Here is a 23,117-nt window from a genome sequence, read left to right on the forward strand (position 1 = left end):
CCCCGGGGCCCCGGCCCCCGTCGCTCCGGTGCCCGTCGTGCCCTCTGGGGCGCGGCGGGCACTGCCCCTATGTTGGGGCCCATGGCGACCGGTGCGAACCCCTCGACGACCCCGCTCAGCGAGCTCCCCGACTCCCGTACGGAACCCGACGGTTCGGCCGTCCTCCGGGTCCTCTCCTACAACGTCCGCTCGCTGCGCGACGACGAGGACGCCCTGGCCCGGGTGATCCGGGCCTGCGCCCCCGACCTGGTCTTCGTCCAGGAGGCGCCGCGCTTCTTCCGCTGGCGCAAGCACGCGGCCCGGCTCGCCGCCAAGAGCGAGCTCCTCTACCTCTCCGGCGGCGCCACCGCCGCCGGGCCGCTGCTGCTGTGCTCGCTGCGGGCCACGGTGGAACGCACCGAGGACGTCCTGCTCCCGCTCGCCCCCGGCCGCCACCGGCGCGGCCTGGCCACCGCCGTGGTCCGGGTCGGCGGGGCCCGCGTCGGCCTGGTCAGCTGCCACCTGAGCCTGGACGCCGAGGAGCGCTACGCCCAGGCGGGCCTGGTCCTGGACCGGGTCGCCGCCCTCGGCACCCCGCACGCCATCGTGGCCGGCGACCTCAACGAGGGCCCCGGCGGCCGGAGTTTCACCCGTCTGGCCAAGGAGCTCCAGGACGGCTGGGCGACCAGCCCGTGGGGCGCCGAGCACACCTTCACGCCGACCGCTCCGGACCGCCGCATCGACGCGGTCCTCACCACCCCGGGCATCGACGTCCTCGCCTGCGGCGTCCCGACGGACCTGAACCCCGAGGACCTGAGAACGGCGACGGACCACCTGCCGGTCCTGGCGGTGGTCCGTGTCCCTGCCTCGTGAGACGCCCCGCGCCTACACGACCGCCCCGCGCCCCGGGTCGTCGTAGCCGTCCTCGTCCTCGTCGTCGTGCTTCATGCGGGCCACCAGGGTGGCGAAGCCGCCCAGGAAGCCGCCCACGCACACGGTGGTCAGCCACCAGGTCATGTCCCACTGGAGCAGCACCGCGAGCAGCATCAGGACCGGGCCGCCGATCACCGCCAGCCAGGCGAACCTGGTCGTCGTGTCGGCCTCCGGCAGCGGCGGCGGCTCCGGCGGGACGAAGTGCCCCTCGTCGGAGTCGTCGTCCTTCCCGCGCTTCTTCCCGTCCTTCTTGCCGTCCCCGCCTTCCGGCGCCTCGTCCGGGTCCGCCAGCGAGTAGTCCCGGGGGCCGCCGGACACGCTCACACCCGGGGCGAAGACCACCGACGAGCCGAGCGCCGGACGGCCGGGCTCACCGGGCTCGCCCGGCTCCCCGTCCTCCGCCGCGGGCTTGCGGAACTTGTCCGGCTTCTCGGCCGCGCCGCCGTCCTCGGGCAGCGGCGGCAGCGCCAGGTCCTCCACCGGCCGGAAGGGCCGGGCCCCCGGCGGGTCGACCGGCTCCTCGCCGTACCCCGCGACGATCGCGGCCCACGCCGCCTCCTCGTCGATGGGCTGCGGCTCCCGCTCGCCGCCGTCCTGCTGCTCAGCCACCGCTCGCGCTTCCCTTCTCGCCGACGAGGTCCGGAGCGAGCCGGGTCACGAACGCCCAGCTCTCCTCGAAGATCCGCTCCGCGTCGTAGTCCAACGTCGCGACGTGGTAGCTCTGTTCCAGCAGGACCTCCGTCACGTCCGTCGAGGAGATCCGGCTCAGCACCCGCGCCGAGTCGGCCGGCGGCACCACGTGGTCCTGGGGGCTGTGCAGCAGCAGCACCGGCTGCGTCACCTGCGGCAGCTCCGCGTCCACCACCTGGAAGAAGCGCCGCAGCGAGTGCGCCGCGTGCAGCGGCACCCGCTCGTAGCCCACCTCGGCCCCGCCCGGCTTCGCTATGTCGCTGGCTATGCCCTTCGTGGACGGCACCAGGTGCCGGACCACCGGCAGCGCCTTCGCGGCCAGGCCGTGCACCTTGTTCCCGGGGTTGACCAGGACGATGCCGCTGACCGCCTCGCCGTGCCGCTCCGCGAGCCGCAGGGTCAGCGCGCCGCCCATCGACAGGCCCATCACGAAGACCCGCTCGCAGCGGGCGGACAGCTCCCGCAGCGCCTGGTCGACCTCCGCGTACCAGTCCTCCCAGGTGGTGAGCTGCATGTCCTGCCAGCGGGTGCCGTGCCCGGGCAGCAGCGGCAGCGAGACCGTCAGCCCGCGCTCGGCCAGATACTCGGCCCAGGGGCGCAGCGACTGCGGAGAACCGGTGAATCCGTGACAGAGAAGGACGCCGACCTTCCCGCCCTCGTGGCGGTACGGCTCGGCTCCGGGGAGGACCGGCACGGGGGTCTCCTGTTCGGTTCGACTTCGGTGCCCGGCTTTCGCGGACGCCCGAAGCGGCGGCGGAAGGGGAAGGCTTTCACCGTACGCGACCGGACCGACACCGACCAGGGCCGTTCGCACGAAGGGGGACGGCGGCCCGGGCGGCGGGGCCGCCCGCGCGGGCCCCGGCGGTCCCGCAGGGGATAAAGTCGTCGTGACGGCACACGGAAGGCATGGCGAGTTGATCTACGGCGCAATGAAGTTCTCCCTCGGCGGGTCCCTGAAGCTCGCCTTCAGGCCCTGGGTGGAGGGCCTGGAGAACATCCCCGCCGAGGGGCCGGCGATCCTCGCGAGCAACCACCTCTCCTTCTCGGACTCCTTCTTCCTGCCGGCCGTCCTCGACCGCAAGGTCACCTTCATCGCGAAGGCCGAGTACTTCACCACCCCCGGCGTCAAGGGCAAGCTGACGGCCGCCTTCTTCAAGGGCGTCGGCCAGCTCCCGGTGGACCGCTCCGGCGCCCGGGGCGCGGGCGAGGCGGCGATCAAGGCCGGCATCGAGGTCATCGAGGGCGGCGGCCTCTTCGGCATCTACCCCGAGGGCACCCGCTCGCCCGACGGGCGCCTCTACCGGGGCAAGCCCGGCGGGCTCGCCAGGGTGGCGCTCGCCACCGGCGCCCCGGTGATCCCCGTCGCCATGATCGACACCGAGAAGATCCAGCCGCCCGGCAAGGTCGTCCCCAAGCTGATGCGCCCGGGCATCCGGATCGGCAAGCCGCTCGACTTCACCCGCTACCAGGGCATGGAGGGCGACCGCTTCATCCTGCGCTCGGTCACGGACGAGGTCATGTACGAGATCATGAAGCTCTCCGGCCAGGAGTACGTGGACATCTACGCGACCGCCGCCAAGCGGCAGATCGCCGATGCCGAGAAGGCCGCCAAGGAGGCCGTCAAGGCCGAGATCGCGGCACGGGAAGAGTCCGGCGCCTGACCCCGTAGAGGGGGCGCCCGGGGGTGGGGGAGATGGCCAGGCGCGAACGGGTCGTGCGCATGTCGGTCGAGCAGCCGCTGTGGCGCGCGCTCACCGCGTACCGCGTACTCACCATGGTGTACGCGGTCCTCCTCTTCGTCTTCGGACAGGGCCGCTACGAGCGCCCCGGCGTCGCCGTCGGCTTCCTCGCCGTGCTGTGCGTCTGGACCCTCGCCACCCTGCCCAAGGTGGCGAACGCGGCCAGCTGCACCAAGCGCTTCCTCGTCGCCGACCTCACCGTCGCCCTCGCCGGCATCCTGCTGACCCCGCTCGCGGACGAGCAGGCCCGCACCATGGACGGCACCACCCTGCCGTCGATATGGACCGCCGGCGCCGTCCTCGCGTACGCGATCAAGGGCGGCTGGCGCTGGGCCGGCTTCGCCTCCTCCCTCGTCGCCGTCGCCAACATCGTCGAGCGCGGCGAGCCCAGCCGGGACACCCTGCACAACGTGCTGCTCGTCTGGGTCGCCTCCATCGCCATCGGCTACGTCGTCGAGGTCGCCCGCGCCTCCGAGCGCACCCTCGCCCGCGCCCTGGAGATCGAGGCCACCACCCGCGAGCGGGAGCGGCTGGCCCGGGACATCCACGACAGCGTGCTCCAGGTCCTCGCCATGGTGCAGCGGCGCGGCACCGCGCTCGGCGGCGAGGCGGCCGAGCTCGGCAGGATGGCCGGCGAGCAGGAGGTCGCCCTGCGCACCCTGGTCGCCGGCGGGCTCATCCGCACCTCGTACGTCTCCGAGGACGAGTCCGAGGGGGCCGTCGTCCGGGTCGTGGAGGAGCCCGACGAGGCGGCCGGCCCCGACGCCGAGACCGACCTGCGCACCCTGCTCCTGCCGCGCGCCGGCTCCCGGGTGACCCTGTCCGACCCGGGCGCCCCGGTCCTGCTGCCCGCCCCCGCCGCCCGCGAGCTGGCCGCCGCAGTCGGCGCCGCCCTGGACAACGTGCGGGTGCACGCGGGGGAGGACGCGAACGCCTGGATCCTCGTGGAGGACTGGGACGACGAGGTCATCGTCACCGTCCGGGACGACGGCCCCGGCATCCCCGAGGGCCGGCTGGCCGAGGCCTGGGGGGAGGGCCGGATGGGTGTCGCCCTGTCCATCCGGGGCAGACTGCGGGACCTCGGCGGCAGCGCCGAGCTGGTCTCGGTCCCCGGTCAGGGCACCGAAGTGGAACTGAAGGTCCCGCGCGCGGCGCGGGAACGGGGGAAGGCGGGAGAGAAGTGAGCGAGCAGCAGATCAAGGTGATGGTCGTCGACGACCACCCGATGTGGCGGGACGCGGTCGCCCGCGACCTCGCCGAGGCGGGCCTGGACGTGGTGGCCACCGCCGGCGACGGCGAGCAGGCGGTGCGCCGCGCGGCGGCGGCCGGACCCGACGTCCTGGTCCTCGACCTGAACCTGCCGCTCAAGCCCGGCGTCCAGGTCTGCAAGGAGCTGGTCGGCGCCGACCCCCGGCTGCGGGTCCTGGTGCTCTCCGCGAGCGGCGAGCACGCCGACGTCCTGGAGGCCGTGAAGTCCGGCGCCACCGGCTACCTGCTGAAGTCGGCCAGCACCGCGGAGCTGATCGACGCGGTGCGCCGCACCGCCGTCGGCGACCCCGTCTTCACCCCGGGCCTGGCCGGACTGGTCCTCGGGGAGTACCGGCGGCTGGCCTCCGAGCCGGTCCCGGCGGCCGGCGCCGACGAGCCGAAGGCGCCGCAGCTCACCGAGCGGGAGACCGAGGTGCTGCGGCTGGTCGCCAAGGGGCTGAGCTACAAGCAGATCGCCGAGCGGCTGGTCATCTCGCACCGCACGGTGCAGAACCACGTGCAGAACACCCTCGGCAAGCTCCAGCTGCACAACCGGGTGGAGCTCGTCCGCTACGCCATCGAGCGGGGCCTCGACGACGCCTGAGCCCCGCCGGGGCCTGGTTTCCGCCGTCGGTTTCGCGCCGTGCGATTCACTCGGTTCGCCGTGTCGGGGCGGCCCGGCCCGCCGCTAGCGTGGGCCGCATCCCCCCACGTACGGCGAAGGAGTGCCCCATGCGCGTCGGTGTGCTGACCGGCGGAGGCGACTGCCCCGGGCTCAACGCGGTGATCCGAGCGGTCGTCCGCAAGGGCGTCCAGCAGCACGGCTGGAGCGTCACCGGCTTCCGCGACGGCTGGCGCGGCGTCGTCGAAGGCGACACGGTCCCGCTGGACGTGGCGGCCGTCCGAGGCATCCTGCCGCGCGGCGGCACCGTGCTCGGCGCCTCCCGCACCGACCCCTTCGCCGCCGAGGACGGGGTGCGGCGGATCCGGGAGCAGCTCGCCAAGCACCGCCTCGACGCGCTGGTCGCCATCGGCGGGCGCGGCACCCTGGCCGTCGCCGCCCGGCTGCACGCCGAGCACGGGACGCCCTGCGTCGGCGTGCCCAAGACCATCGACAACGACCTGTCGGCCACCGACTGGACCTTCGGCTTCGACACCGCCGTCGGCATCGCCACCGACGCGATCGACCGGGTGCACACCACCGCCGACTCGCACAGCCGGGTCCTGGTCGTCGAGGTGATGGGCCGGCACACCGGCTGGATCGCGCTGCACGCCGGGCTCGCGGGCGGGGCGAACGTGATCCTCGTCCCCGAGCAGCGCTTCGACCTCGACCAGGTCTGCGCCTGGGTCGACTCCCGCTTCCAGGCCACCTACGCCCCGATCCTGGTGGTCGCCGAGGGGGCCCGGCCGCGCGACGGCGCCCGGGTGGAGGGCTCGATCGCCGCCTGGCTGGCCGACGCGATCGAGCGGCGCACCGGCAAGGAGGCCCGCACCACCGTCCTCGGCCACGTCCAGCGCGGCGGCAGCCCCAGCGCCTTCGACCGCTGGCTGGCCACCCGCTTCGGGCTGCACGCCGTGGACGCCGTACGGGACGGGGCGCACGGCACGATGGTGGCGCTGCGCGGCACGGAGGTGGTCCGGGTGCCGCTGGCCGCCGCCACCGCCCGGCTCAAGACGGTCGATCCCGCGCGGTACGCGGAGGCGGGGGTCTTCTTCGGCTGAGGGCGCGGGGACGGAAGAGCCCGTATATTCACTACTGTAATCAGACAAATACGGCGTATATCCCCGGAGGGGCCCCGTGGAGATCCTGGCATTCGGCGTGCAGGCGGACGAGAAGCCGCTCATCGAGAGGGCCTTCGCGGGGCACCACGAGGTGCGCTGCGTGGACGTCTTCCTCAACGAGGACACCGCCCCCATCGCGGCCGGCTACGAGATCGTCTCCACCAGCGTCAACGCCAGCCTCGACCACCGGGTGCTGCAGACCCTCGCGGCCGGCGGGACCCAGATGATCGCCCAACGCTCCACGGGCTTCAACAACATCGACCTGGAGGTCGCCGAGCGGCTGGGCTTCACGGTCGCCCGGGTCTCGTACTACTCGCCGTACTCGGTCGCCGAGTTCGCCTGGACCCTCGCGATGGGCGTCAACCGGCGGATCGTCCGCGCCTCCAACCGCACCCGCGACTTCGACTTCCGGCTCGACGGGCTGATGGGCCGCGACATGCGCGGCCGGACCGTCGGCGTCCTCGGCACCGGCAAGATCGGCGAGGCGTTCGCCCGGATCGCCCACGGCTTCGGCATGAACCTGCTCGGCTGGGACGTCGCCGAGAACCCCGCCTGCCTGGAGCTCGGCATGAAGTACGTCGAGAAGGAGCGGCTCTTCGCCGAGTCCGACCTGATCAGCCTGCACGTGCCGCTGCTGCCGTCCACCCAGCACATCATCGGCCCCGACGCCCTGCGCGCGATGAAGGACGACGCGATCCTGGTGAACTCCAGCCGAGGCGGCCTCGTCGACACCGAGGCCCTGGTCACCGAGCTGCGCGCGGGCCGCTTCACCGGGGTCGGCCTCGACGTGTACGAGGCCGAGGTCGGGCTCTTCTTCCTCGACAAGTCCCTGGAGGTCGTCGAGGACGACACCCTGGCCCGGCTGGTGACCTTCCCCAACGTGATCGTCACCTCCCACCAGGCGTACTACACGGTCGACGCGGTCGGCCAGATCATCGACACCACGGTCCAGAACGTCCTCGACTACCTCGCCGGGCGCCGCAGCGAGAACGTCCTGGTCCCGAAGGCCGGCTAGCGGCTACACGAGCACCCCCGCCAGGAGGGACGCGGTCACCGCCGCGCCCTCCTTCGTCAGCACCGACTCCGGGTGGAACTGCACCCCGGCGAAGCCCGGCCCGCGCAGCGCGTGCACCTCGTCCGTCGCCGCGTCCCGGCTCACCTCGATCCGGTGCAGCGCCAGCTCCGTCGCCGCCCGCTCGTCGCAGCGGGCGGTGAAGCTGTTGTAGAAGCCGGCCACGCGCTCCTGCCCGAACAGGTCGATCCGCACCTGCGCCCCCTGGAACGGCACCCGCTTGCGGACGATCTCCAGGCCCAGCTCCGCCGCGATCAGCTCGTGGCCCAGGCACACCCCCAGCAGCCCGTGCCGGTGCCCGCGCAGCAGCTCCGCCGTCAGCCCGCGCAGGAGACGCATCTTCGGGTCCGACGCGTCCGAGGGGTCACCGGGACCGGGCCCCAGCACCACCGGGCCCTCGTGCGCGAGCGCCAGCTCCCGCAGCCCCGGCTCGTCGTAGCGCAGCACCGAGACCGTGAGACCCGAGGAGCGCAGCAGGTGCGCCAGCATCGCCGTGAAGGTGTCCTCGGCGTCCACGACCAGCGCGTGCCCCGACAGCTCGGCCGACCGGGCCTGCAGCTTCAGCCAGAACGGCGCCAGGTCCGCCCGGCGCGCGTCCAGCGCCGCCCGCACCCGGGGATCGTCCGCCAGCCGGGGCCCGGCCGCGCCCCCGTCCGAGGGCCGCCCCGGCCGCACCCCGAGGGCGGCCAGCACCCCCGCCGCCTTCGCGTGGGTCTCGGCGACCTCGCCCGCCGGGTCCGAGTGGCGCACCAGCGTCGCGCCCACCGGGACCCGCAGCCGCCCCCCGGGCGCGATGTCGGCGGTCCGGATCAGAATGGGGGAGTCCAGCGTCTGCGTGCCGCCCGCGTCGGTCCCGAGCAGCGCCAGGGCCCCCGCGTAGTAGCCGCGCCCCCCGACCTCGTGCCGCTCGATCACCCGGCAGGCGTTCTGCACCGGCGAGCCCGTCACGGTCGCCGCGAACATCGTCTCGCGCAGCACCTCCCGCACGTCGAGCGAGGACCGGCCGCGCAGCTCGTACTCCGTATGGGCCAGGTGCGCCATCTCCTTCAGCCTCGGCCCGATCACCACCCCGCCCCGGTCGCCGACGGTGCACATCATCTTCAGCTCCTCGTCGACCACCATCGAGAGCTCCTCGGTCTCCTTCCGGTCGGAGAGGAAGGAGAGGAGCTGCTCGGCGGTGGGCGCCGCGCCCGCCGGGTAGCGGAAGGTGCCGCTGATCGGGTTCATGACGACCGTCCCGCCGGACATCCGCACATGCACCTCGGGGCTCGCCCCCACCAGCGTGCGGTCGCCGGTGTGCACCACGTACGTCCAGTACGCGCCCCGCTCGCCCGCCAGCAGGCGCCGGAACAGGGCGAGCGCGTCGGCCCGCCCGAAGCCCGGGATCTCCCCGGTGTAGGTGCGCCGGATGACGAAGTTCGCGCCCTCGCCGGCCCCGATCTCCTCGTCGATCACCCGCCGCACGATCCGCCCGTACGCCTCGTCGGAGACGTCGAAGCCGCCGCCCTCGACCCGTACGTCATGGGCCGGCAGGTGCGCCAGGACCTCGGCGAGCGGCAGCTCGTAGGACTCCTCGGCGGTCAGGTACGCGAGCGGGGTGCCGTCGTCGCGGACCTCGAAGCCGCGCTCGCGGATCTGCCGGAACGGCACCAGGGCCAGCGTGGGCGTCGCACCCACCGGCAGCTCGGCGAGGCGCCCGGCCTCGCGCACCGGGCCGATCAGCACCTCGACGGTGTCGTGGTCCCGGCCCGGTGTGCGCCGCCGCAGCAGGGCGAAGGGCGGGCAGGAGGGGTCGAGCAGGCGGTGCAGGAGCGGGGAGACGTCCATGGCGGGTGTCGTTCCTTCCGGGGGGAGTGCGGAGAGGAACGGCCTCGGGGTACGAGAAAGGCCGCCCCTCGGGCGGCCTTCGCGTGATGTCGGTGTACGCGCAGTCAGTGGGCCGCCGGATGAGCGGTCCACCACCAGTTCTGGGTCGAAAGCGCGAACATGGCGCCGATCGTAGCGCATGAGTCGGATCACACCCGTCTCAGCAAGCGGTCACTGGCGTGGACGCGGCCCGCGGCACCGTACTGTGGGGCACGTGACCGTGAACGCTGATACCCACGCCGTCGCCAAGGCGACCTGGCGAGACCTGCCCGCGGCGCAGCAGCCTGAGTACCCCGATGCCGAGGCTCTGCGCGACGTCGTCGCGGAGCTCCAGAGCTATCCCCCCCTCGTCTTCGCCGGCGAGTGCGACCAGCTGCGTGCCCGGATGGGAGCCGTCGCCCGTGGCGAGGCGTTCCTGCTGCAGGGCGGTGACTGCGCCGAGGCCTTCGACGCCGTGTCCGCCGACCACATCCGCGCCAAGCTGAAGACGCTGCTCCAGATGAGCGCCGTCCTGACCTACGCGGCCTCCGTGCCCGTGGTCAAGGTCGGCCGCATCGCCGGCCAGTACTCCAAGCCGCGCTCCAAGGGCACCGAGACCCGCGACGGCGTGACCCTGCCGACCTACCGCGGCGACTCCGTGAACGGCTTCGAGTTCACCGAGGCCGCCCGCATCCCGGACCCCGAGCGCCTGAAGCGGATGTACAACGCGTCCTCCTCGACGCTGAACCTGGTGCGCGCCTTCACCACCGGCGGCTACGCCGACCTGCGCCAGGTGCACGCCTGGAACCAGGACTTCGTGAAGTCGTCCCCGTCGGGCCAGCGCTACGAGCAGCTGGCGCGCGAGATCGACAACGCGCTGAACTTCATGAAGGCCTGCGGCACCGACCCGGCCGAGTTCAAGGCGGTGGAGTTCTACTCCTCGCACGAGGCGCTGCTGCTCGACTACGAGGGCGCGCTGACCCGTACGGACTCGCGCACCGGCAAGCTCTACGACACCTCCGGCCACATGGTCTGGGTCGGCGAGCGCACCCGTCAGCTCGACCACGCCCACATCGAGTTCTGCGCGCAGATCGCCAACCCGATCGGCGTCAAGCTGGGCCCGACGACGACCGCGGAGGAGGCGCTCACCTACATCGACCGCCTCGACCCCGACCGCGAGCCGGGCCGGCTGACCTTCATCGTCCGCATGGGCGCCGACAAGGTCCGCGACCGGCTCCCCGAGCTGGTCGAGAAGGTCACCGCCTCGGGCGCGACCGTCGCCTGGGTGACCGACCCGATGCACGGCAACACCTTCGAGGCGGCCTCGGGCCACAAGACCCGCCGCTTCGACGACGTGCTCGACGAGGTCAAGGGCTTCTTCGAGGTCCACAAGGAGCTCGGCACCCACCCGGGCGGCATCCACGTGGAGCTGACCGGCGACGACGTCACCGAGTGCGTGGGCGGCGGTGACGAGATCTTCGTCGACGACCTGCACCAGCGCTACGAGACGGCCTGCGACCCGCGGCTCAACCGCAGCCAGTCGCTCGACCTGGCCTTCCTGGTCGCGGAGATGTACCGCGATCAGTAGGGAGCTTCGTACGACGACGGGGCGCGGATCCATGTGATCCGCGCCCCATCGTCGTATCCGGGTCTTTTACGGCCCCCGGCCGCCGGGTAAGGTTAGGTTAGCCTTATCGATCCCGGCGGGAGGTGAACCGCGTGTACGTCTGCTCATGCTTCGGTGTCACGGAGAAGCAGGTCAAGGAGCACGCGGAGGCCGGCGCCTGCACGCCCCGCCAGATCGCCTCGGCCTGCAAGGCCGGCACGGACTGCGGTTCGTGCGTGAAGCGCATCCAGGCCCTCCTCGGGCGCGGCAACTGCCCGCGCCGCGAGCTCCTCGACCAGGGGATGCCCGCCCTGACGGCGGAGCTCTCCGAAGCCGCCTAGGGCCTGGCTAGCTCGGCTGCTCGATGAGCGTCGAGCAGTAGAGCGCCTCGCCCAGCTGCTCGATCAGCTCCAGCTGGGTGTCCAGGTAGTCGATGTGGTGCTCCTCGTCGGCCAGGATCTCCTCGAAGAGGTTGGCCGAGGTGACGTCGCCCTTGGCCCGCATGACCTCGATCCCGCGCTTCAGCCGGTCGATGGCCTCGACCTCGACCTGCCGGTCCGCCTCGAACATCTCCTTGACCGTCTGGCCCACCCGGACGTGGAAGAGGCGCTGGTAGTTCGGCAGCCCGTCGAGCATGAGGATGCGCTCGGTGAGCTTGTCCGCGTGCTTCATCTCGTCGATGGACTCTTCGCGGGTGTACTTGGCGAGCTTGGTCCAGCCCTTGTTGTCCTGGATGCGGTAGTGCAGCCAGTACTGGTTGATCGCGGTCAGCTCACCGGTGAGCTGCTCGTTGAGGAACTCGAGGACCTCGGGGTCGCCCTGCATCGCTTCAGGATCCTTCCAACGTAGACACCGCCGCCACCGGGCAGGAATGGCCGCATCCTCCCAGCACGCCCGAGTGGCGTCCAGTAAGTGCAGGCTTACTCTGAGTTGTCGCGGAGTCGGCTGGATCGCCCGGATGTCCGGAGATGTCGGGCGGTGACTGGTCATGACCACCCCTCGCCGTCTGTCACCATGGATGGCATGGGTCAGCCGGAGGGCGGCGTACGCCGGGAAGCAGGAGTGACGGATCTTCCGCCGGGGCAGCGCCTCCAGCGCGGCTGGCCGGTCACCCACTACGGACCCGTACCCCGCTTCAAGCCGGAGCGCTGGGAGTTCCGGGTCTTCGGAGCGACCGCCGACGGCGACAAGCACTGCTGGACCCACGAGGAGTTCTCGGCGCTGCCCTACGGCTCGGTCGTGGCCGATCTGCACTGCGTGACCAAGTTCAGCATGATCGGCGCCGAGTGGGGCGGCGTCTCCGCCCGCACGCTCCTCGACCTCGCCCCGCCCGCGCCCGGGGTCACCCATGTGATGGTCTGGGCGGAGTACGGCTACAGCGCCAACATGCGGCTGACCGACTTCGCCGCCGAGAGCGCGATCTTCGCCACCCACAAGGACGGCGAGCTGCTCACCGCCGAGCACGGCTTCCCGCTGCGGCTCGTGGTGCCCCACCTCTACGCCTGGAAGGGCCCGAAGTGGGTGCGGGGCGTGGAGTACATGGCCGCCGACCGGCGCGGCTTCTGGGAGGAGCGCGGCTACCACAACATCGGCGACCCGTGGACCGAGCAGCGCTACTCGTACCAGGAGGAGCCGGGCGACGGCCCCGAGCTCTAGGGCCCGTCCGGCAGTGTCCGTCGGGTCTGTCGGGTCCGTCGGGTCCTTCGGGTCCGGGGCGGACCGTCGGACAGGCCCTGGCCCTGGCGTGAACCGGCCAGATGCCGGTGGCCGTCTCACTACCGTGGCCCCATGACGATCACTCACTGGCAGGACCGGTCCGTGCTCGTGACGGGCGGTACGCGGGGCATCGGGCGGGGCATCGCGGAGCTCTTCGCGCGCCGGGGCGCGGCGGTCGTGCTCACGGGCCGCACCGCGTCGGTCGCCGAGCGGGTGGCGGGCGAGATCGCCGGGGACACCGGGGGCCGGGTCTCCGGCATGGGCGTCGATCTGCGGGACCCCGCGGCGATCGAGGAGATGGCGGCGGGCGCCGAGGAGCGGCACGGGCGGCTCGACGTGCTCTGCGCCAACGCGGGCGTCTTCCCGGAGAAGCCGCTCCAGGAGATGACGGCGGCCGACGTCGACGACGTGCTGGCCGTGAACCTGCGCGGGACGATCCTGGCGACCAGGGCCTGTGTGCCGGCCATGCGGCGGGCGGGCGCCGGCCGGGTCGTCCTCACCTCGTCGATCACCGGGCCCACCACCGGGTACGCGGGCTGGTCCCACTACGGCGCGAGCAAGGCCGGGCAGCTCGGCTTCCTGCGCGGCGCCGCCCTGGAGCTGGCGCCGTACGCCGTCACGGTCAACGCGGTGCTGCCCGGCAACGTCCGCACCGAGGGCCTGATGGAGCTGGGGGAGCCCTATCTGCGCCGGATGGCGGCCGCCATCCCGCTGGGCCGGCTCGGCGAGAGCGCGGACGTCGCGCACGCGGTGCTGTTCCTCGCCTCGGACGAGGCCGCGTTCATCACGGGCCAGACGCTGACCGTCGACGGCGGGCAGACACTGCCGGAGTCCCTCGACGCCTTCACGCCCGCCGTCGCCGGCTGAGCCGCCGGACAGGCCCTGGGGCAGCCCTCAGCGCAGTGTCTTCAGCAGCTCCACATCGGCGCGGTGCCCCTCGGGCCCGCCGGGCGTCTCGATGATCAGCGGTACGCCGTCGGTGGCGGGGTGGCCCAGCAGGTTGGCGAAGGCCTCCTGGCCGATGTGGCCCGCGCCGATGTTCGCGTGCCGGTCCTTGTGCGCGCCCACGACGTCCTTGGAGTCGTTGGCGTGGATCAGTTTCAGCCGCCCCTCGCCCACCACGTCCACCAGCGCGTCCAGCGTCCGCGCCGCCCCGTGCGGGCCGGTCAGGTCGTGTCCCGCGGCGAAGATGTGGCAGGTGTCCAGGCAGATCCCGAGCTTCGGATGCCGGTCCAGCGCGTCGAAGTACGGGCCGAAGTCCTCCGCCCGCGAGCAGAGCGAGAAGCCCTGCCCGGCGGTCGACTCCAGCAGCAGGAACGGGTCGTCCTCGTGGGTCAGCTCGTCCAGCAGCGGCAGCAGCCGCTCCCGGACCTGCGCCAGCGCCACCGCGCGCGGGCGCCCGCCGGTCGCGGAGCCGGTGTGCACGACGACGCCCTTGGCGCCGATCTCCCGGCCCCGGCGCAGCGAGTGGCGCATCGACTCCACCGACTTCTCGGCCGTCGCCTCGGTGTGCGAGCCGAAGTTGATGAGGTACGGGGCGTGTACCCAGGCCGACAGGCCCTCGGCCTCGCAGCCGGCCCGGAACAGCTCGTCCTGGGCCGGGTTGCCGGCCGGGGTGGCCCAGCCGCGCGGGTTGGCGACGAAGACCTGGACGGTCTCCGCGCCGAGCTCGCCGGCGTAGCCGAGGCCGGTGGTGGCGAGGCCGCCGGCCACGGGGACGTGTCCGCCGACGGGGTTGCGCATGAGTCTCTACAGTCCCTTGATCGTGATCGTGATGGCGGAGCCCTGGGCGGCGGTGGACTCGCCCGGCACGGACTGGCTGCCGACGGTGTCGCCGAGGAAGGGGAAGGTCTTCTCGACCTTCACCTCGAAGCCGGCCGCCTCCAGCTCGGCCTTGGCCTCGTCGGTCTTCATGCCGACGACGTCCGGCACCTCGACCATCCTCGGCCCCTTGGAGACGGTCAGGGTGACCGCGTCGCCCTTGGCGGCCCGGCTGCCCTCGGCGAGCGACTGGGCGGCGACCGAGCCGGCGTCCTCGGGCGAGTTGATCCGCTCGGGGGCGACCGTGACCTTGAGCCCGGCGTCCTGGAGGGCTGCGGTGGCCTCGGCGACCGTCTCGCCCGTGACGTCCGGGACGTCGATCGGGGCGCCCTTGCTGACCACGAGCGCGATGGCCGAGTCCGGGGCGCGTCCGGTGCCCGGCTCGGGGTCGGAGCCGATCACGGTGCCCTGGGGGAGCGCCTGGCTGAAGGCGTAGGTGATCACGCCGGGCGCCAGGCCCTCGTCGGCCAGGCGCTTCTTCGCGTCGGCGAGCGGGACGCCCTTCAGGTTCGGGACCTTCACGATCTCGGGGCCGCGGGAGACGGTGAGGGTCACCGTGCCGTTGCCCCGGATGCGCTCGCCGGAGCCGGGGTCGGTGGCCATCACCGTGCCCCGCTCGTACACGTCGCTGAAGGCGCGCCGGGTGGCGGCCACGTCGAGTCCGGCGTCCGCGAGGCGCCGGGTGGCCTGCTCCTCGGTCTGGCCGAGGACGGAGGGGACCCGGGTGAACTGGCCCGAGTTGATGTACCAGACCCCGGCCCCGAGCCCGAGCGCCAGCAGTACGGCGGCGACGATCAGGAACGGTCCCCGGGGCGCCCGGCGCCGTCCGGCCGGCGGCGCGGGCGGCGGCGCGGGCAGCACGCTCGTGTGCTCCACCGGCTGCGGCAGCAGGCGCGGGATGACGCTGGTGCGGTCCTCGGAGCCGCCGCCGCGCGCGGGAGCGTGCGCGGTCGGCGGTACGGCGTCGAGCCCGGCGTCGTCGATCCCGGCGCGCGCCTCGCGGACCAGGGCGAGCAGCGCGACCGCGTCGTAGGGGCGCAGGTCGGGGTCGCGCGCGGTGGCGCTCGCGACCAGCTCGTCCAGCTGGGGGGCGAGCCCCGGGACGGTGCCGGAGGGCGCCGGGACGTCGGTGTTCAGGTGCCGGTAGAGGACCTGGGCGGGGGTGTCGCCGGTGTGCGGCTTGGCGCCGGTCAGCGTCTCGTACAGGACGACCCCGCACGCGTACACGTCGGCGCGGGTGTCGGCGGTGCCGTGCTCGATCTGCTCCGGGGCGAGGTACGAGACGGTGCCGAGGACCGCGCCGGTGGTGTCGGTGGCCGAGCCCACGGCCCGGACCAGGCCGAAGTCGGCGACCTTCACCCGGCCGTCGTCCCCTATGAGGACGTTCTCCGGCTTCATGTCCCGGTGCACGAACCCGGCCCGGTGGGCGGCCCCGAGCGCGGCCAGCACCGGCTCCAGGATGTCGAGGGCGGCCCGGGGCGACAGCGCGCCCCGCTCGCGCAGCACGTCCCGGAGGGTGCAGCCGGACACGTACTCCATCGCCAGGTACACGTAGGCGCCGTCCGCGCCCTGGTCGAAGACCCCGACGACGTTGGGGTGCGCCAGCCGCGCGACGGACTTGGCCTCGCGCATGAACCGCTCCACGAAGGCGGCGTCCGTGGCGAGGTCCGGGTGCATCACCTTGAGCGCGAGCACCCGGTCCAGGCGGGTGTCGACGGCCCGGTAGACCGTGGCCATCCCGCCGACGGCGATGCGCGCGTCGACGCGGTAGCGGCCGTCGAGCAGCCGCCCGACGAGGGGGTCCTGAAGGGTCGTGTCCACGGCGTCGAGTCTACGAGCCGCGCCGGGGCCCGCCGTCCGCGTCCGGCGCCTTGCGGCGCGGTTGTGACGCGGGCGGCCCTGGCCCCGGCGGGGTCAGGCCCCGAACGCCGGGCGCTCGGGGTCCAGCCGCGCGCGGCCCTCGTGCGGGGAGGACGCCTCGGCGAAGCGGCGGCGCGGGATGCGGCCCGCGCGGTGGGCGAGCCGGCCCGCCTCGACCGCGTGCCGCATCGCCTCGGCCATCAGCACCGGCTCCTGGGCCCGGGTCACCGCCGAGGCCAGCATCACCGCCGAGCAGCCCAGCTCCATCGCCAGCGCCGCGTCCGAGGCGGTCCCGGCGCCCGCGTCCAGGATCACCGGGACCCCGGCCCGCTCCACGATCAGCTCGAAGTTGTGCGGGTTGCGGATGCCGAGCCCGGAGCCGATCGGCGAGCCCAGCGGCATGACCGCCGCGCAGCCCACGTCCTCCAGCTTCCGCGCGAGGACCGGGTCGTCGTTGGTGTACGGCAGCACCACGAAGCCGTCGTCCACCAGGGTCTCGCAGGCGTCCAGCAGCTCCACCGGGTCGGGCAGCAGGGTCCGCTCGTCGGCGATGACCTCCACCTTGATCCAGTTCGTGCCGAGCGCCTCCCGGGCCAGCCGGGCGGTCAGCACCGCCTCGCCCGCCGTGTAGCAGCCGGCGGTGTTCGGCAGCACCCGGATGCCGAGCCGGTCCAGGACCGAGAGCACCGAGCCGCGCACGGTCGGGTCCAGGCGGCGCATGGCGACCGTGGTCAGCTCCGTGCCGCTGACGACCAGGGAGCGTTCGAGCACGTCGAGGCTGGGCGCCCCGCCGGTGCCCATGATCAGGCGGGAGGAGAACTCGGTGCCGCCGAGCGCGAAGACGTCGTCGGACATGGTTCAGCCTCCCTGGACGGCGGTGAGGATCTCGACCCGGTCGCCCTCGCCGAGCAGGGTCGCGGCCCACTGGCCGCGCGGGACGACCGTCTCGTTGACGGCGGCGGCCACCCCGGCGGGGGCGGCGGTGAGGGTGGCGACGAGGGCGTCGAGGAAGAGCGGGTCCGCGAGCTCGCGGGGCTCTCCGTTCACGGACACGTTCATGCGTGCTCCAGGTGTGCGGGGGAGAAGCGGCGGGCGGTGAAGGGGCGGGCCTCGTCGGGCAGCGCCCCGGTGGTCAGGGCCTCGGCCATGACGTCACCGGTCACGGGGGTCAGCAGCACCCCGTTGCGGTAGTGGCCGGTGGCCAGGTGGAGTCCGGGCAGCGCGCTCGGGCCGAGCAGCGGCGCGTTGTCGGGGGAGGCGGGACGCAGCCCCGCGCGGGTCTCGGTGAGCGGCAGCTCGGTGATGCCGGGCACCAGCTCGTGCGCGTCGCGCAGCAGCTCGTAGACGCCGCCCGCGGTCACCGTGGTGTCCCAGCCGAGCTCCTCGCTGGTGGCGCCGACGACCAGCTCGCCGTTCGCGCGCGGCACCAGGTAGACGTGGCTGCCGCGGACGACCGCGCGGACCGTGCGGGAGAGGAAGGGCGCGTACGCGGGCGGCACCCGCAGCCGCAGCACCTGGCCCTTCACCGGCCGCACCGGCGGCAGCACCCGGTCCGGCACCCCGGCCAGCCGGCCGCTGAGGCTGCCCGCGGCCAGCACCACCTGGTCCGCCGCCAGCTCGGACACCTCGGCGCCGCCGGCCAGGACCGCGCCGACGGCCCGGTCGGCGCTCACCGTCAGCCGCTCGGCGAGCGCCCGGTGGAAGACCACCCCGGCCCGCTCGCAGGCGGCGAGCAGCGCGTCGGCGAGCCGCCTCGGGTCGACCTGGTGGTCGCCGTCCACCCGCAGCCCGCCCCGCACGCCCGGCGCCAGCATGGGCTCCAGGCGGCGGCACTCGCGCCCGTTCAGCCACTCCGAGGCCAGCCCGCAGCGGGTCTGCAGGGCGTGCAGCTCGCGCAGGTGGGCCCGGTCGTCGGTGTCCAGCGCCACCGCGAGGGTGCCGCAGGCGCGGTAGCCGACGTCGTGGCCGGTGGCCTCGGCGAGCTCGGCGACGAAGGCGGGGTAGCGGCGGGCGGAGTCGAGGTTGAGCCCGAGCAGGGTCTCCTCGCCGAAGTGCAGTTCGGTGACGGCGGCCAGCATCCCCGCCGCCACCCGGGCCGCGCCGCCGCCCGGTTCGGGGTCGGCCACGGCGACGCGCAGCCCGCGCTGCGCCGCCCGCCAGGCCGTGACCAGGCCGATGATGCCGCCCCCGATGACGAGGACGTCGGTGGTACCGCGTGTACGCGACATGGGCGTCCAGCCCCTCCCTTCGCCGGCATGACCCGGATCAGGTTCGTACGGTCGGAGGCCGGACAGCCTCCCTCTCAGCCCGGTGCGTCCGGGCTCCCGCGAGTGCTTTACGCCCGCCACACTAGCCGCAGCGCGCGGCCCGTCGCAGGCCCCCCGGCTTCCTGACGGCCCGTCAGATGCGTAAGGTGGTCGGGTGAGCGAGCAGAAGCAGACCCAGCGGCACGTCGTGATCGTCGGCGCCGGCATGGCGGGCGTCCAGACCGCCGTCGCCCTGCGCGAACAGGGCTTCACGGGCCCCGTGGCCCTCATCGGCGCCGAACCCCACCAGCCCTACGACCGGCCCCCGCTCTCCAAGGCCGTCCTCCTCGGCACCGCCGAGGGCTCCGCCTTCGACATCGACTTCGACTCCCTCGGCATCACCCTGCGGCTCGGCGTCGCCGTCACCGGACTGCGCGCCGCCGACCACGAGATCGACACCGAGGCCGGACCCGTCCCGTACGGCACGCTGGTCCTCGCGACCGGCGCCCGCCCGCTCACCCTGCCCGGTACCGAGGACGTCCCCGGCGTCCACCTGCTGCGCACCCTCGACGACGCCGTCCGGCTCGGCGAGGTGCTCGCCCGCCGCCACGACGTCGTGGTCGTCGGCGCCGGCTGGATCGGCGCCGAGTTCGCCACCGCCGCCCGCGCGGCCGGCTGCGCCGTCACCGTCGTCGAGGCCGCCGACCGTCCCCTCGCCGGAGCGCTGCCCGCCGAGGTCACCGCGCCGATGGCCGGCTGGTACGCCGAGCACGGCGCCGCACTGCGGCTGAACGCGCGCGTGGCCGGTGTCGAGAAGGGCCGCGTCCTGCTCGCCGAGGGCGCCTCGCACTCCGGCGAGCGCGCCGAGCTGCCCGCCGACGCCGTCGTCGTCGGCATCGGCGCCCGCCCCGACACCGGCTGGCTGGCCGGCTCCGGCATCGCCCTCGACCCGAGCGGCGCCGTCACCGCCGACGACCGGCTGCGCACCTCCCTGCCCGACGTCTACGCGGTCGGGGACTGCGCCTCCTTCCCCTCGGCTCGCTACGGCGAGCGGCTCCTCGTCCACCACTGGGACAACGCCCTCCAGGGCCCCCGGACCGTCGCCGCCGACATCCTCGGCGGGGCGGCGGAGGGCGCGGCGGCCGGGGGCGGGGCGGCCGGGCCCTACGACCCGGTGCCCTACTTCTGGTCCGAGCAGTTCGGCCGCTTCGTCCAGTACGCCGGTCACCACGGCGCCGCCGACACCCTGCTGTGGCGCGGCGACCCGGCCGAGGAGGCCTGGACCGTGCTGTGGCTCCGCGAGGAGGTGCCGGTCGCGGTGCTCACCGTCAGCCGCCCCCGCGACCTCGCCCAGGGGCGCCGGCTGATCGAGCGGCGCACTCCGGTGGACCCGGCGCGCGCCGCCGACCCCTCCGTGCCCCTGAAGGCGGCGGTCCGGTAGGGCCCGACTACCGGCTGTCAGTCCGGGATGGCACGCTTGTCCCGTGACCGAGATTGACGCAAAGACCGATGCCCTCGTCCCCGCCTGGCTCTTCCTCCCGGACATCGCGGAGATGCTCGACGTCGAGGTGACGCGCGTACGGCAGCTGGTCAAGGAGGGCCAGCTCATCGCCGTGCGCCGCGGCGAGCGCAGCGTGCTCCAGGTGCCCGCCGCCTTCATCGACGGCGACAAGGTCGTCAAGGGCCTCGCCGGCACCCTGACGCTCCTGCGGGACGACGGCTTCAGCGACGAGGAGATGCTGGAGTGGCTCTTCACTCCGGACCCGACCCTGCCCGGCACCCCCGCGCAGGCCCTGAGTGAGAATCGCGGCACGGAGGTGAAGCGCCGCGCCCAGGCGCTCGCCGTCTGACGCACGCAGCACCGACATCAGCACCGCGGGCGCGGGGCCGGACCGGCCGATCCGGTCCGGCCCGGCGCCCGCGCCACCCGACGGGGGGATCCACCATGCCCACGCCTCGCGAGCGGCTCGCCGACGCCCGGCTCTACCTGTGCACCGACGCCCGGAAGCGCCAGGGCGACCTGCCCGCCTTCCTCGACGCCGTGCTCTCCTCCGGCGTGGACATCGTGCAGCTCCGCGACAAGGGCATGGAGGCCGGCGAGGAGCTGGAGCACCTCTCCGTCTTCGCCGAGGCCTGCCGCCGCCACGGCAAGCTCCTCGCGGTCAACGACCGGGCCGACGTCGCCCACGCCATCGGCTCCGACGTGCTCCACCTGGGCCAGGGCGACCTGCCCGTGCCCGCCGCCCGCGCGATCCTCGGCGACGAGGTCCTCGTCGGGCGCTCCTGCCACGCCGAGCCGGAGGCCGCCGCGGCCGCCGCCGAGCCGGGTGTGGACTACTTCTGCACCGGCCCCTGCTGGCCCACCCCCACCAAGCCGGGGCGGTACGCGCCGGGCCTCGGCCTCGTGCGCTACGCGGCCTCGCTGGCCCAGGACCGCCCCTGGTTCGCCATCGGCGGCATCGACGCGGGCAACCTGGACGAGGTGCTCGACGCGGGCGCCCGCCGGATCGTCGTCGTCCGCGCGATCACCGAGGCCGACGACCCGGCCGCCGCCACCGCCGACCTCGCCAAGCGGGTCCGCGAGCGGCTCGGCTGACCGGACCGGGGGAGCGGACCGGGAGAGCGGACCGAGGACTCCGGCGGGTCCTCCGGCGCGCCGGAGCGGCCGGAAATACGACCGGAACCCGTCCATAAGCCGTCCAGAACGCGGACGCGGCTTCTGTCGTCGCCCGGACCACGTCTAACCTGCCCGTATGGCCCTTGGTACCGCTTCCACCCGCACGGACCGCGCCCGCACGGTGCGGGACATCCTCGCCGACGGTGGCACCTCCTTCTCCTTCGAGTTCTTCGCGCCCCGGACCGAGAAGAGCGAGCAGAGCCTCTGGAACGCCATGCGGCGGATCGAGGCGGTCGCGCCCAGCTTCGTCTCGGTGACCTACGGGGCCGGCGGCTCCACGCGCGGCGGCACGGTCAAGGCCACCCAGAAGATCGCCTCCGACACCACCCTCACCCCGGTCGCCCACCTCACCGCCGTCGACCACTCCATCGCCGAACTCCGCAACATCCTCGGCCAGTACGCGGACGCGGGCATCAGGAACATGCTCGCGGTCCGCGGCGACCCGCCGGGCGACCCGCTGGGGGAGTGGATCGCGCACCCCGAGGGCGTGCGGTACGCGGCCGACCTGGTCCGGCTGATCAAGGAGTCCGGCGACTTCTGCGTCGGCGTCGCCGCCTTCCCCGAGATGCACCCGCGCTCCACCGACTGGGACACGGACATCCGGCACTTCGTGGACAAGTGCCGTGCCGGGGCGGACTACGCGATCACCCAGATGTTCTTCGACCCGGAGAACTACCTGCGGCTGCGCGACAGCGCCGAGAAGGCGGGCTGCGACACCCCGATCATCCCCGAGGTCATGCCCGTGGTCAGCGTGCGCAGCCTGGAGCGACTGCCCCAGCTGAGCAACGCCGCCTTCCCCGAGGACGTGAAAGACCGCATCCTCGCCGTCAAGGACGATCCGGCCGCTGTACGCTCCATTGGCATCGAGTTCGCGACGGAGTTCTGCGCGCGGCTGCTCTCCGAGGGTGTCCCCGGACTGCACTTCATCACGCTGAACAACTCCAAGGCGACGCTCGAGATCTACGAGAATCTCGGACTGCACCAGCAGTCGTGACCGGCCGTACCCGCCCCTTCCCGCGGCGGTGGCCGTAGGAGAGGGGCGGGCATGGGGTGGACGGTCCTCTACATCGCGTTCGGTGTCGTGGCGCTGTGGCTGCTGGGTGAGGTGCTGCTGCAGTACAAGGCGCGGCTGCGCTGGCGGCTGCTCGCCTTCGGCGGCTTCCTCGCCGTGGTCGTCGGCGTGCTGCTGCCCTCCGTGCTGGTGATCGTGGCGGGCGCGATCGCCTTCGCCGTCGGCCAGACCTACGTCACGCTCTCCTTCCGGCGCGGCTTCTCCACCGGCTGGGCGATCGGCGGCAACCCGGGCGCGAGCCGCCGCCGCAGGGGCGTCGGCCGCGCCGCGAAGAAGGGCCCGACCCTGGAGGTCAGCGACCTCTCCTACGAGACGGCGGAGCCGGCCGGGGCCGCGGCCCCCGCCGAGGACCCGTACGCCGACGACGCCTTCGCCGGGATCCCGGCCGGGACCGCCGCCGCGGCCGGGGACGTGTACGCGCCGCAGCCGATGCCCGAGGACACCGGCCAGTACGCCGTCTACGGCACCTCCTACGAGCAGCCCCAGGCCGAGCACCAGCCCTACGCCGACACGTACGCGGGCGGCGGCTACGAGCAGCAGCCCGGCTACGACTACGCGGGCGGCGAGCAGCAGCAGTACGCGGCCTACTCCGACCCGTACATCGGCACTTACCCGGAGACCGGTCAGCGGTACGACGGCTACCAGCAGCCCTACGCCGACCCGTACGCGCCCTCGTACACCTACGACACCCCGCCCGGCGGCGTCTGGGTGCCGCAGCAGCAGAACCGCGCGGACCACGACGGCGGCCACCCCCAGCAGCCCCAGGACCAGCAGGGGCACCACGGGTACGGCGAGGACCAGCGGTACCGCTACTAGGGCCAGGACGTCTCC

At 73.6% G+C, this 23,117-nt stretch carries 25 protein-coding genes and 1 riboswitch; of the genes, 15 read left to right on the forward strand and 10 right to left on the reverse strand.

Annotated features, from left to right (window positions below; all coding sequences use genetic code 11):
• Nucleotides 1-81 precede the first annotated feature (81 nt).
• Nucleotides 82-852: an endonuclease/exonuclease/phosphatase family protein gene (locus ACZ6J5_RS13090; protein WP_469390762.1), complete on the forward strand. Its 771-nt coding sequence runs from the start codon at nt 82-84 to the stop codon at nt 850-852.
• A 12-nt stretch (nt 853-864) separates the two neighbouring features.
• Here the strand turns inward: ACZ6J5_RS13090 and ACZ6J5_RS13095 are convergent, their stop codons facing one another.
• Both ACZ6J5_RS13095 and ACZ6J5_RS13100 read right to left on the reverse strand, forming a co-directional pair.
• On the reverse strand, nt 865-1,521 hold the full coding sequence (locus ACZ6J5_RS13095; RefSeq protein WP_469390764.1) for a hypothetical protein: 657 nt from the start codon (nt 1,519-1,521) through the stop codon (nt 865-867).
• Nucleotides 1,514-2,296, reverse strand: a complete 783-nt coding sequence (locus tag ACZ6J5_RS13100) for an alpha/beta hydrolase (protein WP_469390766.1) — start codon at nt 2,294-2,296, stop codon at nt 1,514-1,516. Before ACZ6J5_RS13100 ends, ACZ6J5_RS13095 begins: the two co-directional genes overlap by 8 nt.
• A gap of 220 nt (nt 2,297-2,516) precedes the next feature.
• On the opposite strand from ACZ6J5_RS13100, the gene ACZ6J5_RS13105 reads away from it, so the two are divergent.
• The 5 genes from ACZ6J5_RS13105 (at nt 2,517) to ACZ6J5_RS13125 (ending at nt 7,386) form a co-directional block, all read left to right on the forward strand.
• Nucleotides 2,517-3,263 (forward strand): lysophospholipid acyltransferase family protein, encoded by a 747-nt coding sequence (locus ACZ6J5_RS13105; RefSeq protein WP_189802228.1) that lies wholly within the window; start codon nt 2,517-2,519, stop codon nt 3,261-3,263.
• Nucleotides 3,264-3,295: 32 nt separating this feature from the next.
• Nucleotides 3,296-4,525, forward strand: a complete 1,230-nt coding sequence (macS, locus tag ACZ6J5_RS13110) for a MacS family sensor histidine kinase (RefSeq protein WP_469390768.1) — start codon at nt 3,296-3,298, stop codon at nt 4,523-4,525.
• A gap of 20 nt (nt 4,526-4,545) precedes the next feature.
• On the forward strand, nt 4,546-5,193 hold the full coding sequence (locus ACZ6J5_RS13115; RefSeq protein WP_469391355.1) for a response regulator: 648 nt from the start codon (nt 4,546-4,548) through the stop codon (nt 5,191-5,193).
• A gap of 128 nt (nt 5,194-5,321) precedes the next feature.
• Nucleotides 5,322-6,311 (forward strand): ATP-dependent 6-phosphofructokinase, encoded by a 990-nt coding sequence (locus ACZ6J5_RS13120; RefSeq protein ID WP_469390770.1) that lies wholly within the window; start codon nt 5,322-5,324, stop codon nt 6,309-6,311.
• 76 nt (nt 6,312-6,387) lie between these two features.
• Entirely contained in the window at nt 6,388-7,386 is a 999-nt protein-coding gene (locus ACZ6J5_RS13125) for a 2-hydroxyacid dehydrogenase (protein ID WP_469390772.1), read from the forward strand.
• 3 nt (nt 7,387-7,389) lie between these two features.
• Here the strand turns inward: ACZ6J5_RS13125 and ACZ6J5_RS13130 are convergent, their stop codons facing one another.
• Both ACZ6J5_RS13130 and ACZ6J5_RS13135 read right to left on the reverse strand, forming a co-directional pair.
• Nucleotides 7,390-9,270, reverse strand: coding sequence for an anthranilate synthase family protein (locus ACZ6J5_RS13130; protein ID WP_469390774.1), 1,881 nt, complete (start codon nt 9,268-9,270; stop codon nt 7,390-7,392).
• Nucleotides 9,271-9,374: 104 nt separating this feature from the next.
• Complete coding sequence (locus ACZ6J5_RS13135; RefSeq protein ID WP_078912442.1) at nt 9,375-9,431, reverse strand: trp operon leader peptide; 57 nt, start codon at nt 9,429-9,431, stop codon at nt 9,375-9,377.
• A gap of 92 nt (nt 9,432-9,523) precedes the next feature.
• Here ACZ6J5_RS13135 and ACZ6J5_RS13140 point away from each other — a divergent pair, with 92 nt between their 5' ends.
• A complete protein-coding gene (locus ACZ6J5_RS13140; protein ID WP_469390776.1) occupies nt 9,524-10,876 on the forward strand; it encodes a class II 3-deoxy-7-phosphoheptulonate synthase in 1,353 nt (450 codons plus the stop codon).
• Between the two features lie 122 nt (nt 10,877-10,998).
• Nucleotides 10,999-11,235 (forward strand): (2Fe-2S)-binding protein, encoded by a 237-nt coding sequence (locus ACZ6J5_RS13145; RefSeq protein WP_469390777.1) that lies wholly within the window; start codon nt 10,999-11,001, stop codon nt 11,233-11,235.
• A gap of 7 nt (nt 11,236-11,242) precedes the next feature.
• On the opposite strand, the gene bfr is transcribed toward ACZ6J5_RS13145, so the two are convergent.
• Nucleotides 11,243-11,719, reverse strand: a complete 477-nt coding sequence (bfr, locus tag ACZ6J5_RS13150; RefSeq protein WP_362477445.1) for a bacterioferritin — start codon at nt 11,717-11,719, stop codon at nt 11,243-11,245.
• A 198-nt stretch (nt 11,720-11,917) separates the two neighbouring features.
• On the opposite strand from bfr, the gene ACZ6J5_RS13155 reads away from it, so the two are divergent.
• Complete coding sequence (locus ACZ6J5_RS13155) at nt 11,918-12,550, forward strand: sulfite oxidase-like oxidoreductase (RefSeq protein ID WP_469390779.1); 633 nt, start codon at nt 11,918-11,920, stop codon at nt 12,548-12,550.
• 132 nt (nt 12,551-12,682) lie between these two features.
• Nucleotides 12,683-13,477: a 3-oxoacyl-ACP reductase FabG gene (gene fabG / locus ACZ6J5_RS13160; protein ID WP_469390781.1), complete on the forward strand. Its 795-nt coding sequence runs from the start codon at nt 12,683-12,685 to the stop codon at nt 13,475-13,477.
• Nucleotides 13,478-13,504: 27 nt separating this feature from the next.
• Here the strand turns inward: fabG and ACZ6J5_RS13165 are convergent, their stop codons facing one another.
• The 5 genes from ACZ6J5_RS13165 to thiO all read right to left on the reverse strand — a co-directional run bounded on the left by ACZ6J5_RS13165 (nt 13,505) and on the right by thiO (nt 18,519).
• The gene (locus ACZ6J5_RS13165) at nt 13,505-14,353 is read right to left on the reverse strand and encodes a deoxyribonuclease IV (RefSeq protein WP_469390783.1); all 849 of its coding nucleotides are present in this window, start codon (nt 14,351-14,353) and stop codon (nt 13,505-13,507) included.
• Between the two features lie 6 nt (nt 14,354-14,359).
• Nucleotides 14,360-16,252: a Stk1 family PASTA domain-containing Ser/Thr kinase gene (pknB, locus tag ACZ6J5_RS13170; protein ID WP_469390785.1), complete on the reverse strand. Its 1,893-nt coding sequence runs from the start codon at nt 16,250-16,252 to the stop codon at nt 14,360-14,362.
• Between the two features lie 93 nt (nt 16,253-16,345).
• Entirely contained in the window at nt 16,346-17,146 is an 801-nt protein-coding gene (locus tag ACZ6J5_RS13175) for a thiazole synthase (protein WP_469390787.1), read from the reverse strand.
• 3 nt (nt 17,147-17,149) lie between these two features.
• Nucleotides 17,150-17,350: a sulfur carrier protein ThiS gene (thiS, locus tag ACZ6J5_RS13180; RefSeq protein WP_469390789.1), complete on the reverse strand. Its 201-nt coding sequence runs from the start codon at nt 17,348-17,350 to the stop codon at nt 17,150-17,152.
• Nucleotides 17,347-18,519 (reverse strand): glycine oxidase ThiO, encoded by a 1,173-nt coding sequence (thiO, locus tag ACZ6J5_RS13185; RefSeq protein ID WP_469390791.1) that lies wholly within the window; start codon nt 18,517-18,519, stop codon nt 17,347-17,349. The genes thiS and thiO overlap by 4 nt, the downstream gene beginning before the upstream one ends.
• A riboswitch (TPP riboswitch) is annotated at nt 18,517-18,629 on the reverse strand. (Overlaps the previous gene by 3 nt.)
• A gap of 83 nt (nt 18,630-18,712) precedes the next feature.
• Here thiO and ACZ6J5_RS13190 point away from each other — a divergent pair.
• The 5 genes from ACZ6J5_RS13190 (at nt 18,713) to ACZ6J5_RS13210 (ending at nt 23,102) form a co-directional block, all read left to right on the forward strand.
• Nucleotides 18,713-19,978, forward strand: coding sequence for an NAD(P)/FAD-dependent oxidoreductase (locus ACZ6J5_RS13190; protein ID WP_469390793.1), 1,266 nt, complete (start codon nt 18,713-18,715; stop codon nt 19,976-19,978).
• A 43-nt stretch (nt 19,979-20,021) separates the two neighbouring features.
• A complete protein-coding gene (locus tag ACZ6J5_RS13195) occupies nt 20,022-20,387 on the forward strand; it encodes an Rv2175c family DNA-binding protein (RefSeq protein WP_329419889.1) in 366 nt (121 codons plus the stop codon).
• 95 nt (nt 20,388-20,482) lie between these two features.
• Nucleotides 20,483-21,133 (forward strand): thiamine phosphate synthase, encoded by a 651-nt coding sequence (gene thiE / locus ACZ6J5_RS13200; protein ID WP_469390795.1) that lies wholly within the window; start codon nt 20,483-20,485, stop codon nt 21,131-21,133.
• A 157-nt stretch (nt 21,134-21,290) separates the two neighbouring features.
• Nucleotides 21,291-22,208, forward strand: coding sequence for a methylenetetrahydrofolate reductase [NAD(P)H] (gene metF / locus ACZ6J5_RS13205; protein ID WP_362471269.1), 918 nt, complete (start codon nt 21,291-21,293; stop codon nt 22,206-22,208).
• 51 nt (nt 22,209-22,259) lie between these two features.
• Nucleotides 22,260-23,102 (forward strand): hypothetical protein, encoded by an 843-nt coding sequence (locus ACZ6J5_RS13210; RefSeq protein WP_469390797.1) that lies wholly within the window; start codon nt 22,260-22,262, stop codon nt 23,100-23,102.
• Nucleotides 23,103-23,117: the final 15 nt, after the last annotated feature.

The sequence above is a fragment of the Streptomyces sp. NPDC042100 genome (assembly GCF_055582325.1).

Bases quoted from the DNA above. Each gene is read 5' to 3' on its own strand.
- ACZ6J5_RS13165 (WP_469390783.1), bottom strand. From the start codon at position 14,353: ATGCGCAACCCCGTCGGCGGACACGTCCCCGTGGCCGGCGGCCTCGCC.
- bfr (WP_362477445.1), bottom strand. From the start codon at position 11,719: ATGCAGGGCGACCCCGAGGTCCTCGAGTTCCTCAACGAGCAGCTCACC.
- fabG (WP_469390781.1), top strand. From the start codon at position 12,683: ATGACGATCACTCACTGGCAGGACCGGTCCGTGCTCGTGACGGGCGGT.
- macS (WP_469390768.1), top strand. From the start codon at position 3,296: ATGGCCAGGCGCGAACGGGTCGTGCGCATGTCGGTCGAGCAGCCGCTG.
- ACZ6J5_RS13115 (WP_469391355.1), top strand. From the start codon at position 4,546: ATGGTCGTCGACGACCACCCGATGTGGCGGGACGCGGTCGCCCGCGAC.
- thiE (WP_469390795.1), top strand. From the start codon at position 20,483: ATGCCCACGCCTCGCGAGCGGCTCGCCGACGCCCGGCTCTACCTGTGC.
- ACZ6J5_RS13210 (WP_469390797.1), top strand. From the start codon at position 22,260: ATGGGGTGGACGGTCCTCTACATCGCGTTCGGTGTCGTGGCGCTGTGG.
- thiO (WP_469390791.1), bottom strand. From the start codon at position 18,519: ATGTCGCGTACACGCGGTACCACCGACGTCCTCGTCATCGGGGGCGGC.
- ACZ6J5_RS13175 (WP_469390787.1), bottom strand. From the start codon at position 17,146: ATGTCCGACGACGTCTTCGCGCTCGGCGGCACCGAGTTCTCCTCCCGC.
- ACZ6J5_RS13130 (WP_469390774.1), bottom strand. From the start codon at position 9,270: ATGGACGTCTCCCCGCTCCTGCACCGCCTGCTCGACCCCTCCTGCCCG.
- thiS (WP_469390789.1), bottom strand. From the start codon at position 17,350: ATGAACGTGTCCGTGAACGGAGAGCCCCGCGAGCTCGCGGACCCGCTC.
- ACZ6J5_RS13120 (WP_469390770.1), top strand. From the start codon at position 5,322: ATGCGCGTCGGTGTGCTGACCGGCGGAGGCGACTGCCCCGGGCTCAAC.
- ACZ6J5_RS13155 (WP_469390779.1), top strand. From the start codon at position 11,918: ATGGGTCAGCCGGAGGGCGGCGTACGCCGGGAAGCAGGAGTGACGGAT.
- metF (WP_362471269.1), top strand. From the start codon at position 21,291: ATGGCCCTTGGTACCGCTTCCACCCGCACGGACCGCGCCCGCACGGTG.
- ACZ6J5_RS13090 (WP_469390762.1), top strand. From the start codon at position 82: ATGGCGACCGGTGCGAACCCCTCGACGACCCCGCTCAGCGAGCTCCCC.